The sequence below is a fragment of the Pseudomonas sp. SJZ077 genome (genome assembly GCF_007993905.1).
Taxonomy (GTDB): domain Bacteria; phylum Pseudomonadota; class Gammaproteobacteria; order Pseudomonadales; family Pseudomonadaceae; genus Aquipseudomonas; species Aquipseudomonas mandelii.
Genome location: NZ_VIUJ01000003.1, coordinates 216,338 through 233,651, shown reverse-complemented (window position 1 = coordinate 233,651; position 17,314 = coordinate 216,338). Strand labels below are relative to the sequence as shown.

Annotated in this window: 21 protein-coding genes; 5 read left to right on the top strand and 16 right to left on the bottom strand. The window is 59.6% G+C overall.

Annotated features, from left to right (window positions below; genetic code table 11):
* Window positions 1-107: 107 nt before the first annotated feature.
* Window positions 108-1,307: a glycosyltransferase family 1 protein gene (locus tag FBY01_RS08025; protein ID WP_042932370.1), complete on the bottom strand. Its 1,200-nt coding sequence runs from the start codon at window positions 1,305-1,307 to the stop codon at window positions 108-110.
* A 40-nt stretch (window positions 1,308-1,347) separates the two neighbouring features.
* Entirely contained in the window at window positions 1,348-2,100 is a 753-nt protein-coding gene (gene cysZ / locus FBY01_RS08020; protein ID WP_010463261.1) for a sulfate transporter CysZ, read from the bottom strand.
* Window positions 2,101-2,414: 314 nt separating this feature from the next.
* Between cysZ and trxB the strand changes: the two genes are divergently transcribed.
* Entirely contained in the window at window positions 2,415-3,377 is a 963-nt protein-coding gene (gene trxB, locus FBY01_RS08010) for a thioredoxin-disulfide reductase (protein ID WP_010463259.1), read from the top strand.
* Window positions 3,378-3,535: 158 nt separating this feature from the next.
* Here trxB and FBY01_RS08005 read toward each other — a convergent pair whose 3' ends face one another.
* The 11 genes from FBY01_RS08005 to FBY01_RS07950 all read right to left on the bottom strand — a co-directional run bounded on the left by FBY01_RS08005 (window position 3,536) and on the right by FBY01_RS07950 (window position 12,332).
* On the bottom strand, window positions 3,536-4,819 hold the full coding sequence (locus FBY01_RS08005; protein WP_145306949.1) for an FAD-binding oxidoreductase: 1,284 nt from the start codon (window positions 4,817-4,819) through the stop codon (window positions 3,536-3,538).
* A gap of 150 nt (window positions 4,820-4,969) precedes the next feature.
* Complete coding sequence (locus FBY01_RS08000) at window positions 4,970-5,803, bottom strand: transporter substrate-binding domain-containing protein (protein WP_077747458.1); 834 nt, start codon at window positions 5,801-5,803, stop codon at window positions 4,970-4,972.
* Between the two features lie 46 nt (window positions 5,804-5,849).
* Window positions 5,850-6,578, bottom strand: coding sequence for an amino acid ABC transporter ATP-binding protein (locus FBY01_RS07995; protein WP_145307016.1), 729 nt, complete (start codon window positions 6,576-6,578; stop codon window positions 5,850-5,852).
* 69 nt (window positions 6,579-6,647) lie between these two features.
* Complete coding sequence (locus FBY01_RS07990) at window positions 6,648-7,622, bottom strand: amino acid ABC transporter permease (RefSeq protein WP_077747437.1); 975 nt, start codon at window positions 7,620-7,622, stop codon at window positions 6,648-6,650.
* Between the two features lie 128 nt (window positions 7,623-7,750).
* Window positions 7,751-9,001 (bottom strand): aspartate aminotransferase family protein, encoded by a 1,251-nt coding sequence (locus tag FBY01_RS07985; protein ID WP_145306947.1) that lies wholly within the window; start codon window positions 8,999-9,001, stop codon window positions 7,751-7,753.
* Between the two features lie 272 nt (window positions 9,002-9,273).
* The gene (locus FBY01_RS07975) at window positions 9,274-9,612 is read right to left on the bottom strand and encodes a HopJ type III effector protein (protein WP_077750181.1); all 339 of its coding nucleotides are present in this window, start codon (window positions 9,610-9,612) and stop codon (window positions 9,274-9,276) included.
* Window positions 9,605-9,901, bottom strand: a complete 297-nt coding sequence (locus FBY01_RS07970) for a DUF1244 domain-containing protein (RefSeq protein WP_008150700.1) — start codon at window positions 9,899-9,901, stop codon at window positions 9,605-9,607. The genes FBY01_RS07975 and FBY01_RS07970 overlap by 8 nt, the downstream gene beginning before the upstream one ends.
* Window positions 9,902-9,998: 97 nt before the next feature.
* Window positions 9,999-10,370, bottom strand: a complete 372-nt coding sequence (gene folX / locus FBY01_RS07965) for a dihydroneopterin triphosphate 2'-epimerase (protein ID WP_007970304.1) — start codon at window positions 10,368-10,370, stop codon at window positions 9,999-10,001.
* Window positions 10,371-10,372: 2 nt separating this feature from the next.
* Window positions 10,373-10,948, bottom strand: a complete 576-nt coding sequence (gene folE, locus FBY01_RS07960) for a GTP cyclohydrolase I FolE (RefSeq protein ID WP_010463237.1) — start codon at window positions 10,946-10,948, stop codon at window positions 10,373-10,375.
* Window positions 10,949-10,970: 22 nt separating this feature from the next.
* Window positions 10,971-11,681, bottom strand: a complete 711-nt coding sequence (folM, locus tag FBY01_RS07955; RefSeq protein WP_010463235.1) for a dihydromonapterin reductase — start codon at window positions 11,679-11,681, stop codon at window positions 10,971-10,973.
* 81 nt (window positions 11,682-11,762) lie between these two features.
* Complete coding sequence (locus FBY01_RS07950; RefSeq protein ID WP_010463233.1) at window positions 11,763-12,332, bottom strand: antibiotic biosynthesis monooxygenase; 570 nt, start codon at window positions 12,330-12,332, stop codon at window positions 11,763-11,765.
* A 210-nt stretch (window positions 12,333-12,542) separates the two neighbouring features.
* Here FBY01_RS07950 and FBY01_RS07945 point away from each other — a divergent pair, with 210 nt between their 5' ends.
* Complete coding sequence (locus FBY01_RS07945; protein WP_102594611.1) at window positions 12,543-13,502, top strand: MerR family transcriptional regulator; 960 nt, start codon at window positions 12,543-12,545, stop codon at window positions 13,500-13,502.
* Between the two features lie 2 nt (window positions 13,503-13,504).
* Here the strand turns inward: FBY01_RS07945 and FBY01_RS07940 are convergent, their stop codons facing one another.
* Both FBY01_RS07940 and FBY01_RS07935 read right to left on the bottom strand, forming a co-directional pair.
* Window positions 13,505-14,110 carry a hypothetical protein gene (locus tag FBY01_RS07940; RefSeq protein WP_010463228.1) on the bottom strand — a complete coding sequence of 202 codons (606 nt, stop codon included), beginning with the start codon at window positions 14,108-14,110 and terminating at the stop codon, window positions 13,505-13,507.
* 54 nt (window positions 14,111-14,164) lie between these two features.
* Window positions 14,165-14,644, bottom strand: a complete 480-nt coding sequence (locus FBY01_RS07935) for a PAS domain-containing protein (protein WP_010463226.1) — start codon at window positions 14,642-14,644, stop codon at window positions 14,165-14,167.
* A gap of 99 nt (window positions 14,645-14,743) precedes the next feature.
* Here FBY01_RS07935 and FBY01_RS07930 point away from each other — a divergent pair, with 99 nt between their 5' ends.
* On the top strand, window positions 14,744-15,199 hold the full coding sequence (locus FBY01_RS07930) for a flavodoxin (RefSeq protein ID WP_083375008.1): 456 nt from the start codon (window positions 14,744-14,746) through the stop codon (window positions 15,197-15,199).
* On the opposite strand, the gene FBY01_RS07925 is transcribed toward FBY01_RS07930, so the two are convergent.
* Window positions 15,180-16,076, bottom strand: a complete 897-nt coding sequence (locus FBY01_RS07925) for a LysR family transcriptional regulator (protein WP_010463222.1) — start codon at window positions 16,074-16,076, stop codon at window positions 15,180-15,182. The genes FBY01_RS07930 and FBY01_RS07925 overlap by 20 nt on opposite strands.
* Before the next feature lie 96 nt (window positions 16,077-16,172).
* On the opposite strand from FBY01_RS07925, the gene FBY01_RS07920 reads away from it, so the two are divergent.
* Window positions 16,173-16,559, top strand: coding sequence for a CidA/LrgA family protein (locus FBY01_RS07920; RefSeq protein ID WP_145306945.1), 387 nt, complete (start codon window positions 16,173-16,175; stop codon window positions 16,557-16,559).
* Window positions 16,549-17,235 carry an LrgB family protein gene (locus FBY01_RS07915; protein WP_010463218.1) on the top strand — a complete coding sequence of 229 codons (687 nt, stop codon included), beginning with the start codon at window positions 16,549-16,551 and terminating at the stop codon, window positions 17,233-17,235. The genes FBY01_RS07920 and FBY01_RS07915 overlap by 11 nt, the downstream gene beginning before the upstream one ends.
* Window positions 17,236-17,314: the final 79 nt, after the last annotated feature.

The window sequence follows — 17,314 nt, the reverse complement described above, 5'->3', positions numbered from 1 at the left end:
GAAGGGCCTCTTCGCGAGCAGGCTCGCTCCCACAGGTTTTGTGCATGACGCAGAACCTTTGTGGGAGCGAGCCTGCTCGCGAAGACGGATTCAATGTCACCCACCAGTCAGGATAAGGTCTGTGCCTCAGGCACCGCCAACTCCCTCACACAAGCCCCTCGCAACTGCCCCTCGAACTGCTCGATAATCGCCGCCCAGCCCTGACGACTCGCATGCTGGCGCGCATTGAGCCGCACGCAACGCAAGGTTTCGCGCTCCTCCAGCAACCACGTCGCAGCATCGCAGAACGCCTCTTCGTCGCCCGGCATCGCCAACACGCCGTTATAGCCATGACGAATGTGTTGAGCCGCAGCCGCCTGATCGTAGGCCACCACGCCCAATCCCGAGGCCAGCGCTTCAAGCACCACATTGCCGAAGGTTTCGGTCAGGCTCGGAAACAGAAATACGTCCGCTGACGCATAGTGACTGGCCAACGCTTCGCCTCGTTGTGAGCCGCAGAAAATCGCGTCAGGCAGCTCCTTCTCCAAAAAACCTCGCTGCGGCCCGTCGCCGACCACGATCAATTTCAGTTTGCGCTGTGGATAAGTGGCCTTCAGGCCGTCAAAACAGCGCTTGAGCAAGCCGAGGTTTTTCTCCTGCGCCAGGCGTCCGACGTGGATGACCGCGATGTCTTTCTCGGCGAGTCCCCACTGTTCGCGTAAAGATTGCAGGCGTTTGACCGGATGAAACAATTGGCTGTCGACCCCTCGGGACAACAACGCCAGACGTTCGAAATGGCGCCGTTCCAGTTCCAGTCGCTGGCTGATGCTGGGCACCAGAGTCAACGTCGAACGGTTGTGAAACCAGCGCAGGTAATGAGTCAGCAAGCGCGACAGCAAGCCGAGCCCGTATTGATTGGAGTACTGCTGGAAATTGGTGTGAAAGCCGCTGACCACTGAAATCCCCAAACGCCGCGCCGCTCGCAACGCCGACAATCCCAGCGGCCCTTCCGTGGCGATGTAGAGCACGTCCGGACGATGACGTTTCCAGCGCCGCAGCAGCTTGTGCATCGACGACTGACCCCATTGCAAACCCGGATAGCCCGGCAATGGCCAGCCGCGACACAGCAACAGCTCATCGCTGCTGGCCGCCAGAAGATCGCAGCCCTGACGCGGCCGCACCAGTTCGACCTGATGCCCGCGCGCGCGCAAGCCATCGCACAAGCGGCCGAGGGTATTGGCCACGCCGTTGATTTCCGGTGGGAAGGTTTCGGTGATGAGGGTGATATGCAGAGCTGTCGTCATGACCCCAGTGTCGGCTGGGGGCATGTCGTCATTGTGGCGTTTCGATGATGGATTTGTGACGGTGTCAGCGTTGGGTCACCAGATTCTCTGCGCCGCGCTCACGCACCCAGAACAGCGTCGCACCGGCCACGGCCGCCGGCATCATCAGGATGTTGACCACCGGAATCAGCAACACCAGATACACGATCCCGCCAAAACTCATGCTCTGCCAGCGCTTCTCGCGCAGCCAGGCGAGCATTTCGTTCCAGCCCAGTTTGTGGTTGTCCGCCGGGTAGTCGATGTACTGGATCGCCATCATCCACACCCCGAACAGCAGCCACAGCGGCGCGGCGATGATGTTGACCACGGGGATGAACGAGAGAATGAACAATCCGATTGCCCGCGGCAGGAAGTAGCCGAGTTTGCGCATTTCCCGGGACAGAGTGCGCGGGATCATGGCGACCAGTTCACCCCAACTGAACGCCGGGAAGTCATCGGTGCCACGCACCACCACTTCGACCTTCTCCGCCAGGAAGCCGTTGAACGGCGCGGCGATGACGTTGGCGAGCATGGTGAAGGTGAAAAACACCATCAGAACCACCAGCACGACAAAAATCGGCCAGAGGACGTAACTGAGAAAACTCAGCCAGTCGGGCAGGGACGGCATCAGCGTATCGACCCACAGGCTGAATTGATGGCTGGCCAGGTAGATCAATCCGACGAACAGCACGAGGTTGATCACCAAGGGCAACAATACGAACAAACGCAGGCTGGGGCTCAAGACCAATTTGAGACCTTCGCGCAGGTATTGCGGGCCGGACAGAACGGGGGCGGGCATAACGTGCTCCGAGCAAAGGGTAAACGCGCCGACCTTACCGGCTTTGCCTGACAGGCGAAAGCGCGGCAGCGACATCGACATTAACTGTAACAAAGGCGCCTATAAATCCATCGTGACCGGATAGAGACCGCCTATGAGCTGGATTGTTAAACCGTATTTCCTTAATCTTCGCCCCCTCGATACGCTGCACCCATTCTTTTTACAGGACTGTCGAACCCGAGCCTTCCCCAAGGCTTTCAACGGTCCTTTTTTATTCCCGCCGGCAACCCGGCGTTCCGCGCCAGGTGTTCCGGGCCGGTCAACAGGAGCAGGTCATGTCTGAAGTCCGTCATTCGCGAGTGATTATTCTCGGTTCCGGCCCTGCCGGTTACAGTGCCGCGGTCTATGCCGCCCGTGCCAATCTCAAGCCACTGCTGATCACCGGCATGCAGGCCGGCGGTCAACTGACCACCACCACCGAAGTCGACAACTGGCCGGGCGACGTCCACGGCCTGACCGGTCCGGCGCTGATGGACCGCATGAAAGAGCACGCCGAGCGTTTTGAAACCGAGATCGTTTTTGATCACATCAATGCCGTGGACTTCGCTGCCAAGCCGTACACCCTGATCGGCGACAGCGCGACTTACACCTGCGACGCCCTGATCATCGCCACCGGCGCCAGCGCCCGTTACCTCGGCCTGCCTTCGGAAGAAGCGTTCATGGGCAAAGGCGTATCGGCCTGCGCAACTTGCGACGGTTTCTTCTACCGCAACAAGCCAGTGGCTGTGGTCGGCGGCGGCAACACTGCTGTTGAAGAAGCGCTGTACCTGGCCAACATCGCCAGCACCGTGACCCTGGTCCACCGTCGCGAAACTTTCCGCGCCGAGAAGATCCTGATCGACAAGCTCAATGCCCGCGTTGCCGAAGGCAAGATCATTCTGAAGCTGAACGCGAACCTGGACGAAGTCCTGGGCGACAACATGGGCGTCACCGGTGCCCGCCTGAAGAACAACGACGGCAGCTTCGACGAGCTGAAAGTCGACGGCGTGTTCATCGCCATCGGCCACACCCCGAACACTTCGCTGTTCGAAGGCCAGCTGACGTTGAAAGACGGCTACATGGTTGTGCAGGGCGGCCGCGACGGCAACGCAACGGCCACCAGCGTCGAAGGCATCTTCGCTGCCGGTGACGTGGCTGACCACGTTTACCGTCAGGCCATCACCTCGGCCGGCGCCGGTTGCATGGCGGCACTGGATGCCGAGCGTTACCTCGATGATCTGCAGAACGCCAAGTTCTGAAATCGTTGAAATGAAAAAACCGGCTTCGGCCGGTTTTTTTGTGCCCACAGCAAAAGCGTTCACCAGACCCCTGTAGGAGCGAGGCTTGCCCGCGAAGGCGTCGTGTCAGTGGAAGTCGCCTTCGCGGGCAAGCCTCGCTCCTGCAGGGATTGTGTTGGTCAACCGCGAAACCGTTCCTGGACGAAGTCCATGACCTTCAGCGATTGATAGATCGCATTGGCGGCAACGCGCCCGAACGGTCCACCGTTCCAGTCCAGCAAGTACGGCTTGAACAGTTCATGCCGAGCAGTTTCCCCGCACACCGCTTCAGCAATCACCCTGCCGCCAATCGAACCGGTATTCAGTCCATGACCGCCAAATGAAGTGCACGCCCAGACACCTGGTTCCAGCCATCCCAGGTTGGGCATTTTGTTGGTGGAATACCCCATCAGACCGGACCAGGCCAATTCGATCCTGACCGGCGCCAGTTGTGGATACACCGACACCATGTCGGCCTTGAGCATGGCCGCCAGGGCTTTTTCATTCTGTTCGTGACGGGTCGTGATACGTCCGCCCCACAACAGGCGATCGCCTTCGACAATGCGGTAATAGTCCGAGGCGCGACGGTCATCGGAAAACGCGGCGCCTGACTCAAGAACGCTTTTGATCGAATCGCCCAGGTGTTCGGTGAGCACCACGTAGGTGGCAATCGGCAGGTAGGCGCGGCTGAGCTTTTGCAGCTCCGGCCCGCCGTAACCGCCGGCGCAGAACACCAGGTCCTGACAGCGCACGCTGCCGTGAGCGGTCTGGACAATCTTGTCGTTCCCTTCGCGACGCCAGGTGAGCATTTTGGAGTGTTCGAAAATGCGACTGCCCGCCGCTTCAATGGCAAGGGCCAGGCCCAGGCAATAATTCAACGGGTGGAAATGCAGAGCGTTCGGATCCTCCACACCCTGGAAATAACGTTGGGTATGCGCCCGTTCGCGGACCTGGGCGGTGTCGAGGAAGTTGAGTTCGTAAGCGAAGTCGCGGCGCATTGTGTCGATGTGGTTTTTCACGCTGGCGCTGTCGTCGTAGCGCTTGACTCGGATTGTGCCGGCGGACGGATTGCAGCCGGTGAGGGCCAGTTCGGCGATGTTGCGGCGGACAAGCTCTACCCCTTCAACCGACATCTGGAACAGCGTTCTGGCGTTTTCCAGTCCCAGTTTTTTGCGGATCGCTCCAGACCCTTCGGCCCAGCCCGGCGAGACCACGCCGCCATTGCGGCCGGAGGCTCCCCACGCGACCTGATGGGCTTCGAGGATGATCACACGCTTGCCGCGCCGGATCAGTTCGAGGGCGGCGGTGAGGCCGGCGATGCCGGCACCGATGATGCAGACGTCGCAGGTTTCGTCGGTGTTCAATTCGGGCCTGGCCGCACGGGGCAGCGAGGTTTGGGAATACCAGGTGTTGGGGAAGGACATGGTCGATCCTTGATAAGTTGCCGGACATTCAAGCGAGGGCTGGCCTTTGTGGGAGCGAGCCTGCTCGCGATGGCGGTCGAACATTCAACATTAATGCTGAATTTGATGGCCTCATCGCGAGCAGGCTCGCTCCCTCAGGGGAGGGCAGTGTTACTTGATGGTCGAGTAGTCGACGCCGTACCACTTGTCCGACAGTTTGGTCAGCGTGCCGTCCTTATGCATTGCGCCGATGATTTCACTCAGTTTCGCCTTCAGCTCCGGGTCACCCTTGTCGGTGGCAACGGCCAGCGGTTCGTAGAACACCACGCCGTTGTCGACAGCGCGTAATGGGTAACCCTTCTTGACGGCCGCATCCAGCGTGCTGCGTTGGGTGAGGATGGCGTCGAGTCGAGCACCGTCGCCCAGGCGCAGATCGTCCAGCGGTCCGACGGAGCCGGCGTAGGTCTTCATTTTTTCGGTTTTAACGTCGTAGACGACGGGTGGCACGTCAGTGGTTTCGATGGCCAGTGCCTGGCTGAAATAGTCCTCGGACGTCGTGCCGCCTTCGACGCCGATGGTTTTGCCATTCAACGCCTTGTGGTCGGTGACCGTGGATTTGTTGTGCACCGCAAACACGTAGGGCACGTAGTAGTAGGTGCCGGGAAAGTCGAGAATCCGCGCACGGCTCTTGGTGGCGGTCATCGAGCCGACGGACACGTCCCAGCGGCCATTCCACTTGCCGGCGGTAATCACATCCCAGTCGGGCGTGATGAATTTGGCCTCGACGCCGAGACGCTTGGCGATCTCCTTGGACACGTCGATATCAAAACCGTCGATTTCATTCTTGTCGTTGATGAACCCCTGCGGGGGCCAGGTCGCCGAGGTGGCGACGGTCAACGTCTTGCTGCTTTCGATCTTGTCCAGAACGGCACCGGCGTTCGCGGCGCCGACGAACAACAGTGACAAGGCGGCAGCAAGGGTGATTGCGGGTTTTTTACTGAGCATGTCCATCTCCACTTTTCGTTATTGTTATGCGGGGGTAAAGCGCTTCTCAGTGCCCGATGATCTGCGACAGGAATTTCTGTGCGCGTTCGGTCTGCGGGTTTTTGAAAAACTCGGCCGGGGTGGCTTGTTCGATCACCTGGCCCTGATCCATGAACAGCACTCGGTCGGCGACCTTGCTGGCAAAGCCCATTTCGTGGGTCACGCAAATCATCGTCATGCCGTCGGTGGCCAGCTCGCCCATCACGTCCAGCACCTCGTGGACCATTTCCGGGTCCAGCGCCGAGGTTGGTTCGTCGAACAGCATCACTTTGGGGTTCATGCACAGCGCCCGGGCAATGGCCACGCGCTGCTGCTGGCCGCCGGACAGTTGCGACGGATATTTGTGGGCATGCTCGGCAATCCGCACCCGCTCCAGATAGACCTGCGCGCGTTTTTTCGCCTCGGTGGCCGACACGCCTTGCACCAGCTGCGGGGCCAGAGTCAGGTTGTCCATCACGCTCAAGTGCGGGAACAGGTTGAAGCTTTGGAACACCATGCCGATTTCGCTGCGCACGGCGCTGACACTTTCCGCTTCACTGGTGAGCGTGATGCCGTTGACCTGAATGTGGCCCTTCTGGAAATTTTCCAGGTGGTTGATGCAGCGAATCATTGTCGATTTGCCCGAACCCGACGGGCCGCACACCACCAGGATTTCGCCAGCGGCGACGTTCAGGTCGACGTCGCGCAGGGCGTGAAAGTTGCCGTACCACTTGTTCAGGCCGGTGATTGAAATCATCGAGGGACTGGTCTGCGCAGCAGGGGCCAGGTCGCGTTGTTGGGCGGTATCGGTACGAGTCATCACGCATCAACCCCTTGCCACGGATCGATTGACCCGTTTTTCGATTCGCGCCTGGACCCGTTCCAGAATGAACGACAGGGCCCAGTAAATCATCGCGGCGGTGATCAGCATTTCCAGGTGGCGGAAGTCTGCGCGCCCCTGGGTCTTGGCCAGGTACATCAGTTCCCAGACACCGATCACCGACACCAGCGAACTGTCCTTGAGCATGGCGATGAACTGGTTGCCGGTGGGTGGAATGATCACCCGCAAGGCCTGCGGCATGATGACCCGGCTCAGGGTCTTGAACGGGCTGATGTTCAGCGCCCGCGAGGCTTCCCACTGGCCGACCGGAATGCTCTGGATGCCGGCCCGGAAAATCTCGGTCATGTAGGCGCCGTAACACAGGGACAGCGCGAGGATACCGGCAGGCACCGCATCGACCACGTAGCCCAGTTGCGGCAGACCCAGGTAAATCAGGTAGATCTGAATCAGCAACGGCACGCCGCGAAAGAACGAGGTGTAGAACGAGGCGAGGGCATTGGCCAGGCCGTTGTTCGACAGCTTGGCCACTGCGCCGACCAGCGCCAGCACAAAGGCCAGGACGATGGCCACTGCAGAGATGTACAAGGTGGTTGCAGCGCCCTGGATGATCAGGAAACCGATCTTGTCGAGGATGAAGCTGTAAGACAGGTCGAAGGTGTCGAAGAACGCCAGAAACAGGATCAGTAGTTCGATCCACACCACCGTAGTCTGCACTTTGAACTTCAGGCGCCCGAGGACGTGGAAGTTCAAGGTGCCCAGTACGGCAATGCCCAGCCCGATGGCGACGTTGCGTGCCGTCAGGCTGTCCGGGGCATTGCCCAGCAGCGGATGCAGAAAATGACTGAGGGCGCTGTTGCCCAGGTTCATCAGGTAGGCGCCGAGGAACAGCACCACGGCTACGCCGAGCAGGAAGTGAGGATCGTTAGACTTTTTCTTATAAATTATATTGTCGTGATACATGTCTGCCTCAGCTTGTCGGTGGTGATGTTCTCGCTAGGTAAAAGGGTCTTTGGTCAGTATTGCGACGTCGATTCCGGGACCACAAGCGAACTTAATTCGCTACGTCAGTCCCGGAACGCACTTCGCTGTCAGGACAGTCTTGCCAGGCACGCCTCGAGGATATCCAGCCCTTCCTCCAGCACCGCCGACTCGGTGGTCAACGGCGCCAGTAGCCGAATGATGTGCCGTGATTTGCCGCTCGGCATCAACAGCAGACCCGCGTCACGCGCCAACGCCAGCAATTGTGTGAGCTGCGCCGAGGCGGGGGAGCCGTCGGCATGGGTCAACTCGATACCGCGCATCGCACCGACGCCGGTCAAACGACCCAGATACGGTGAAAGTTTGCTTGCGCGCCAGGACTCGTAACGGCTGACAATCGCTTCTTCCTGTTGCGACCCCCAGGCTTGCAGGTTGGCATCCGTCATTTCATCCAGCGTTGCCAATGCGGCGGCGCAGGCGATGGGGTTGCCCGAATAGGTGCCGCCCAGTCCACCTTTGGGCAAGGTGTCGAGCAGCGACTTGCGCCCGACTACCGCGCCCAGTGGTACGCCGCCGGCGATGCTTTTGCCCAGCAGGATCAGGTCCGGCTCGATGCCCAGGCGCGAAAAGGCAAAACGCTCGCCGGTGCGGCCAAAGCCGGACTGGATTTCATCGGCGATCAGCAGAATATTTTTTTCATCGCAGAACTTGCGCAGCGCCTGTGCGAACTCGACATCCATCGCCAGAAATCCCGCTTCACCTTGAACCGGTTCGACGATAAAACAGGCCACGTCATTGACGTCGATTTCGACGCTGAACAGTCGATCCATCGCCTTCAGCGCTTCGGCGCAGGTCACGCCGTTGTCCTTGCTTGGAAAGGGCAGGTGATACACAGGCCCCGGCAGCGCGCCGACTTTCTGTTTGTACGGTGCGACTTTGCCGTTGAGGTTGAGGGTGGCGAGCGTGCGGCCATGAAAGGCACCGTCGAAGGCAATGACGGCCGTGCGACCGGTCGAGCAGCGGACGATCTTCAGGGCGTTTTCCGCCGCTTCTGCGCCGCTGTTGGTGAGCATGCCACTGACAGCGTAGTCCACCGGAATGAACGCCGTCAGGCGATCCATCAGTTCGATGTAGGGCACATGCGGTGCGGCGTTGAACGCGTAGTGCGTCAGCCGCGTGGCTTGTTCGCGAATGGCCTCGACGATGCGCGGATGGCAATGGCCGAGGTTCAGTACGCCGATGCCGCCGACGAAGTCGATGTAGCGTTTGCCATCGGTGTCCCAGACCTCGGCGTTTTTGCCGTGGCTGAGCGTGACGGGATGAACGACGTTGATCGACTGGCTGATGGTTTCGCTGCTCATGGATGACCGACTCTGAAGAAGGGATGCTTCTTTTTATCTAAGCCGTGAGCAGTGGGTGGGGGCAAACGAAATAAAGTGGACGGGTCAATCTTAAAAGTCGGGATGTGTGCGAATAAGAGATGGGCAGGCAAAGCGTAACTTGTGGCGAGGGAGCTTGCTCCCGCTGGGTCGCGCAACGGCCCCAAAAAAGAGGGACCGCTACGCAGTCCAGCGGGAGCAAGCTCCCTCGCCACAGGTTCTGTGTCGCTCGTGAAGTGTTTCGCGGACTTTGATTAACGGCGAGTCAGCGGCTGTTGGGTGAATTTCACGCCCGCCAGACCCTGCGCAATCAACGCGCGGATATTGCCGTGGTCGTTGCCTTCAGGCGTGGCCACGACCGAGCGGTAATGCTCGCCAAAGGCCAACAGCGCCTCTTCATCGGTCAGGCCTTCCAGCAGCGCCAGGCCCAGGGTCTTGCACGAACCTTCGTTCTGCCCGGCGGCGTTTTCCACGCCGCCGTTGTTGAAAGCCTGAGGCTGGTAGTCGTAACCCGTGGCGATGAACGCCAGGGTGTCGGCGAAAACATGCTCACCACTCTTGAGGCTGGCGCGCAGGGTGTTCAAATCACTCATTGGGTTTTCCTTTGGCGAACGCCGCTTGTTGTTCGGCGTTGGCTTCTTGCTGGTATTGGGCTTTCCACTCGGCGTAAGGCATGCCGTAAACCACTTCGCGGGCGTCATCGAGGCTGACCTCGATCTGGCGTTCGTCGGCGGCGGCCTTGTACCACTTGGACAGGCAGTTGCGGCAGAAGCCCGAGAGGTTCATCAGGTCGATGTTCTGCACGTCCTTGCGGCTGTCCAGGTGGGCGACCAGCCGGCGAAAGGCGGCGGCTTCAAGTTCCAGGCGTTGTTGATCGGTCATGTGGGCCTCTGCGAGGCAGCTTCGAGCGGTAAGCTTCAAGCTGCAAGATGGGTTGCGATGGCTTGTAGCTTAACGCCTGAAGCTTGAAGCTTGAAGCTTAGCGGCTTGCAGCGAGCGTAATCGACACCGACTCGGCGAATCGCAGGGCGTGGGGTTTGTCGACTTCAACTTCGGCGTACAACACCGACGCGTTGGCCATGACCAGATCGAGGATCTCCTGGGTCAGGCGTTCGAGCAGGGCGAAGCGATTGCCTTCCACGTGGGCGATGATCGCCTTGGTGATGGTCCGGTAATTCAGCGCGTGATCGATGTCGTTGTCACGCACCGCTTCCTGAGCGGCATACAGGATGGTCAGGTTGATCAGTACATCCTGCTTGTTGAGGATTTCATCCTCGTTGATTCCGATGAAGGTCCGCAGGCACAGGTCCTTGACCCGGATGCGTGCCATTCCTGGTTGAAGTTGTGGCATTGCTACTTGCTCCGTCCAATCAATTGCAGGAACTCCTGGCGGGTGGTGCTCGACTCGCGGAAGGCGCCGAGCATCACCGAGGTGTTCATGGTCGAATTCTGTTTCTCGACGCCGCGCATCATCATGCACATGTGCCTGGCTTCGATGACCACCGCGACACCGGCCGCGTCAGTCACCTGTTGCACCGCATCGGCGATCTGTCGGGTGAGGTTTTCCTGTATCTGCAGGCGGCGGGCGAACATGTCCACCAGCCGCGCGATCTTCGACAGGCCCAGCACCTTGCCCGTCGGAATATAAGCCACATGGGCCTTGCCAATGAAGGGCAGCAGGTGATGTTCGCACAACGAATACAGTTCGATGTCGGCGACGATGATCATCTCGTCGGTGTCTGACGCAAACAGTGCGCCGTTGACGATCTCCTCGACACTCTGGTCGTAGCCGTGGCAGAGGTACTGCATGGCTTTGGCTGCGCGAACCGGGGTGTCTTGCAGTCCTTCGCGGTCGGGGTTTTCGCCGAGACCGATGAGAATTTCGCGATAGCTCTCGGACAGGGCGTTCTGGTGCAGGGATAACGTCATGGAACATCCTCGCGGGGGCTGCTTATTTGAGGTGCCGTCCGCCATTGACGGTCAGGGTCGTGCCAGTGACATAAGGGTTGTCGAGCAAATAACGCAGGCTCTGGTAGATCACTTCGCTGCCGGGTTCGATGCCCAGCGCGGACTTGGCCAGGGCCTTGGCGCGGTATGCCGCGTTGTCGTCGGGGTTGAACATTAGCAGGGCTGGCGCGATACCGTTGACCTTGATTGTCGGCGCGTATTTCGCGGCGAAGGACAGGGTGAGGCTGTCGAGCCCGGCTTTGCTGGCGCAGTAGCCAATGTGTTTGCTGCTGCCCTTGCGGGTCACGTCATCGCTGATGTGCACGATGTCGGCGGGGCTTGAGCGTTCGAGCAAGTCGGCACAGTGCAGGTTGATCAGGTAGGGCGCCAGCATGTGCACGCTGAACATGCGGGTAAAGGCCTCGGCGTCGGTGTCCGGGGTTTCGGCCAGCCATTCGGAAGCGTTGTGGACAATGGCTCGCAGGCTGTCGGTGTGGGTTTTCAGTTGGGTGATGAACGCGAGGATCCCCGCTTCAGTGGAGAAGTCGGCAAATACCGCGGTGGCGCCCAGGTCGCGCAATGTCTGCACGCCTGGGCGTTCGCTGCGGTAACTGAAGATCACCGGATGGCCGTCTTCGAGCAAACGTTGCGCACAGTGCAGGCCGACACGCTGGCCGGCACCGGTGATGAGGATCGGAGCTGCGGAAGAGGTCATGAACGGCTCGCGTCGCGGTAAGAGCAAAACTATACCAGCGCGCAGCGGCATTCACCTATTGCGGGGCTCCCACAAGGGGGATCAGTGGTTTTGGGGAGTGGGCTTGGCGGGCAACGGGCGTGCTGGCGTGCTGTTCAACCAGCTGGCCAGCAGGCGGGTCGATAGCGGAATGAAGAAGTAGACCATCAACGGCGTCAGGCACAAGGTGCTGATGAGCACGCGGGGCAGCAGGCTCATGTCGTCGAGCAACGGCCCCAATACAAAGTTGAACAGCAGGGAAACCGGAAAGAATGCCAGCCAGATTGCCACCGCCTGCTTCCAGCGGGGTGGGCGCTGGCCGACCGCGCCGAACCAGCCTTCAATGCCACTCACGCGATGTTCCGTCTTGTGCGCAAACAGATCGCTGCCGCGCGCCAGCCATGCGGTACGCGAAGCGGAATGCTCCCAGGCGTGCATGGTTTGCTCGTTGGCAAAGCGGAAAATAATCTGGAATTCGTTATCGCCGGGCGGCGGAGCGAGCACACCTGAGCCGAGATAACCGGGGAAGTCGGTGGCCAGTTGTTCGCCTTCGCGCAACCAGGCCATCAGGTCCTGATAACGCCCATCGGCGACGCGGCGCGCAACCATCAGCGTGACGGGTGAGGTAGACATGGTGAATCTCCGTATAACAGATGCGTCACTCCGGGTAGGAGTTTCGCCAGGCGCAGCGCCGGGGTGATGGGCTGCGTCTTGAGACAAGCAAGGATTATTCCTGATTCTGACGGATACGCCAGCGACATTCGTCGTTTATCAGTCTTGAACAAGCATGGGGTGGAAGAGTTAGAATGGGATCCAATTTTGCGCGCGGACTTCAATTGCCACATGCCTGTCCTGACTGAAGGTGTCCCAGATTTGCAGCGAGGAGCTGCACTGGAACAGGAAGAGCTGTTTCCCATCCGTGAAGTAGCGCGCCTGACGGGTATCAACCCCGTTACGTTGCGGGCATGGGAGCGACGATATGGCCTGATTCAGCCCACACGCACCGAAAGCGGGCATCGGCTGTACTCGATGGCGGATATCGAAAAGGTCCGCAGCATTCTCGGCTGGATTGATCGCGGCGTCGCGGTCAGCAAGGTCGGCAAGATACTGGCCAAGACCGAGCCGCTCAAAGCCCTGGCGAAAATCATTCCCGACGAACTCGTTCAAGCCGACTACGCCCAGTGGCAGCAGGAGGTTCAGGTGGCGGTGACGGCGTTTGACGAGGTTAAGCTGGAGCAAGTCTATGGACAGATTTTTTCCAGTTACCCCCTGACCGTGGTGTTCCAGGACATCCTGATGCCGATCTGGAAGCTGATGCTGCAGCGCCATCACGCGTTCGGTCAGACCAGCGAATGGCTGTTTCTGGATGGTTTCCTGCGTTCTCGCGTGTTGCAGCGCATGTTGCTGGTGCGCGTCATGCAGCCTCGACGCGTGATTGTCTGCGCCTTGGCCGATCAGGCTCATGAACTCGAAGTGCTGGTCACGGCGCTGTACCTGAGCAGTGTCGACTCGGCTATTCAACTGCTGTCGATCGGTCAGCCCTTCGACGAGTTGACCCTGGTTTGCGAGCGTATCAAGCCCACGGCACTGGTGCTGGTGTCCAACCACGCGCCGGCCCCCGAGTTGCCTCGACGTCTGAATCGACTGGCCTTGAGCCTGGATTGTCAGTTGCTGCTGGCTGGCGATGCGTCGGACCTGGCACAGGACAGCCTGGCCGGATCGTCGATCGGTTGTCTGGGAAATGAGGGGATGGTGATGCGTCAGCGTTTGAAACAGTTCCTGGCAGGAAACCTGGATACCTGAGATCAGATGTGCAGGGCGGGATGTGTCAGACGATGTTGCTGAAGGATGTACTGACGCAGACGTTCGGTCTCATCCTTGTCGCTCTGGCTTAATTCGTAAGCGTAGAAACCTTGCTCGGTTTCACGCTCGAAGGTGCCGCGCAATGCAATCCGCTCATAGCCTGACGGACTGAACCACAACGCGAAGTGTTTGGGCGGTTTGGTCTTGTTGCGAACTTCCAGCAAAACCCCTTTGAACGATATTTCATGCACCCACATCGTGCCGGGCTGGCCTTTGGCATTTTCCAGCGCCACCGGCTCTTCAAGCGTCAGGCGCCATGGTCGTACCATTGGCCCGTCTTCATAAATACTCGGCACGCCCAGACGCAAATGCAGCGCATGAAATTCGTCTTCCACCAGATGCAGCGGAAAGGTCATTTGCTGGTTTTCGAAATTGGCCTGGATGGTGACTTGCTCATGGGCAGCCAGGCGCGTGAGCAAATCACGGATTTGCGATCCACCGTTGACGAGCAGACTCGACGTCGCATCCCGCACATTGAGCTGGGGGTTGTGTTGCATGGTCTGGATGAAATCCAGCTCATCCTGTGTCAGGAGTGCGTCGCGTTGCATGGCTTGCTCGAAAGGAATAGTTACAAAGTCATCGGTGATTGTAGTTAATGACCATTAATTCGCTGTTTTGTTTTTACCGTTCGTCGCTTTAAGCGCGGCAAGCTCGGCCTGCATCTCAGCCAATTGTGCTTCCAGTTGCGCAACTCGCTGCTGTGCCTTGACCTGCACCGTAACGTCTTTCTGCACGCCTACAAAATAAGTTTGCCCATCGCTTTCGTTCTTCACTGTAGAAAGGGACAGTTCATTCCAGAACGGGGTGCCGTCCTTTCGGTAGTTTCTCAGGATTTCCCGGCAGGAGCCGCCAAGGGTCAACGCTTTGCGAATCGCGGTGAGGGCTTCTTTTTGATCCCGGTCACCGGCCTGCAGGAAACGGCAATCCTGGTAAAGAATTTCTTCGCTGGTGTAACCCGTCAGCCGCTCGAACGCCGGGTTTACGTAAATCAGGATGTTGTCCTGGTCACCTTCCTTTTCGGCAATCACGATGCCGTCGTTGGAGGCGTTGATTACCATTTGCAACAGTTGAGCGTTGATCATCGGAGAATCCTTTCCGTATTGATAGGGATTTGCATTCTAAAAGATCAAACGAGCCTGTGCTGTTAATATCTGTGTCTTTTACAGCTTCAGGATCGATTGATGAAAGTTGCCATCATTTCCGGCTCGGTGTACGGCACGGCAGAAGAAGTTGCCCGCCACGCCGCCTCTCTTTTAAACGGCGCGGGTTTCGAAACCTGGCACAACCCGCGCGCGACACTGGCCGATGTCCAGGCCTTCGGCCCGGAAGCATTTCTGGCGGTGACGTCGACCACCGGCATGGGTGAATTGCCGGATAACCTGCAACCCCTGTATTCGATGATCCGTGACCATTTACCTGCTGCCTGGCGCGGTTTGCCGGGGGTGGTGATCGGCTTGGGCGATGCAAGTTACGGCGATACGTTCTGCGGCGGCGGCGAGCAGATGCGTGAGTTGTTCGCCGAACTGGGCCTGCGTGAAGTGCTGCCGATGTTGCGTCTGGACGCCAGCGAAAGTGTGACTCCGGAAACCGATGCCGAGCCTTGGCTGGCCGAGTTGATCAGGGTGCTGCGGAGCTGACCGGCCGCTCGCGCAGCAGGGCAAGCCAGGCTTGTGCAGCCTTCGACAAGTACGCCCCCTGCCGCCAGATAAAGGCAATGTCCCAGCGTAACGAATCCGGGGCATTCAAGGTCAGGCGCACCACGCCTGGCCTCACCAGCCCACGCGCCACCACGCTGGGCAGCAGCACCACGCCTTGGCCGGCGGCCACCAGTGCGGCAAGAAAATCCGCCTGGCCGCTGCGCCCACCTTCCTTGGGTGTGAACCCCAGCTGATGACAAGCCTGCAGCAACCGGTCGTTGAGCACGAAGCTGCGCTGATACAGCAGAAACGGCGTATCGGCCAATTCCTCCAGTCCGATCACTGTCTTGGTCGCCAACGGATGATCGGCGGGCAGCAGCGCATCCAGCGGCTCATCGCAGAAAGGCTGAAAGGCGAACTGCGGATCCTTCGGCAACAGACTGCCACCGAGTTCGAGCTCACCACTCAACACCGCCTGTTCGATGTTCAGGCTACCGCCCTCCAGTAACTGAATGCTGATGTTCGGGTAGCGCCGCCGGTACTCGGCAAACAGCCCGGCGAACAGCGCATCACTGCCCAACAGTGGCAGTCCCAGACGCAATTCCCCGCGAGCCAGTTGGCTCAAATCGTCCAGCTCGCTGAGCAACTCGTTGCGCAGCCGCAGCATGCCTTCGGCCCGTTGCAGCACCACGCTGCCGGCGGCGGTCAGGCGCAGTTGCGAACCCAGGCGTTCGAGCAGCGGTGTGCCCAGACTTTGTTCCAGCTGGGCGACTTGCTTGCTCACCGCCGATTGGCTGATGTGCAGAGTCTTGGCGGCTTGGGTAAAACCCCCTTGGTGCATCACTTCGACGAAGCTGCGTAGCTGCTTGAATTCCATGCGCCTGATTCCAGATTGGAATAGAGTCGAGTCTAACAATTCGTTTCGGGGATAGCAGCCCGCTCCGTAAAATGAGCATCTGTGAGGACCGAAACCATGAATTCATCCATCTTCAAACGCCTGGCTCGATTGACCGCTGAACTGGCCGTGCTGCTCGGCATCTACCTGCTCGGCTGCGAAATTGCCGCGGGGTTGGCTTGGCCGATCCCGGGTGGCGTCATCGGCATAGCGCTGTTGCTGCTGGCTTTCGCGGTTGGCGGGATCAAACCGGCGGCGTTGCAAATGGGGGCCGGCCTGTTGATGGCCGAGATGCTGCTGTTTTTTATTCCTGCGCTGATGAGCCTGCTCGATTACGGCAGCCTGATGCGCGACGACGGTTGGCGGATTCTGCTGGTGATCGGCGTGAGTACGCTGATGGTGATGCTGGTCACCGCGTTTACCGTGGAAGGGGTGGTGCGGTTGCGGAGGTCCCATGAAGCTTGAGCTGATGCCGATGTTCTGGCTGGCCTTCACGCTGTCGGCCTATTTATTCAGTCGCTGGATCTACCGGCGCACCGGGCGTTATCTGCTGTCGCCGCTGATTCTGGTTCCGGCGCTGCTGCTGGCCCTCGCTGTGCCGCTGCATACCGCGTACTCGGAGTATTCGAGCAACACCCATTGGCTGATGTGGGTGCTGGGGCCGGTGACCGTCGCGTTCGCCGTGCCGATCTGGCAACAGCGGCAGATGCTGATGCGGTATTGGTCGGCGTTGTTGCTCGGAATGCTGGCGGGCAGTGCGGCGTCCATCGGCACCTCGTTCGGTCTGGCCAAGGCGCTGGCGCTGGACAGTTCGGTGACGATGTCGCTGGTGCCACGCTCCATCACCACGCCGTTTGCCATGCCGCTGGCTCACGACCTCGGTGGCGTGCCGGAACTGACGGCGGTGTTCGTGATGTTCACTGGCGTGTTCGGGGCGATGCTCGGCGGCATTCTGCTGAAGTGGCTGCCGTTGCGCAGCGCCCTTGCGCGCGGTGCGTTGTTTGGCGTCGGCGCGCACGGTGCCGGTGTCAGTCGGGCCCATGAAGTGGGCGGTGAGGAAGGCTCGGTCGCGGGGCTGGTCATGGTGCTGACAGGGCTTTTGAACCTGTTTGCCGCCCCCTTGTTGGCGGCGGTCCTTTGACATGGATCCAGTCTTTTTCCTGAACTGACTCGTTAGGCCACCAAGCTGGCTGCCAATGCAACTACGCGAAATCCGGGGG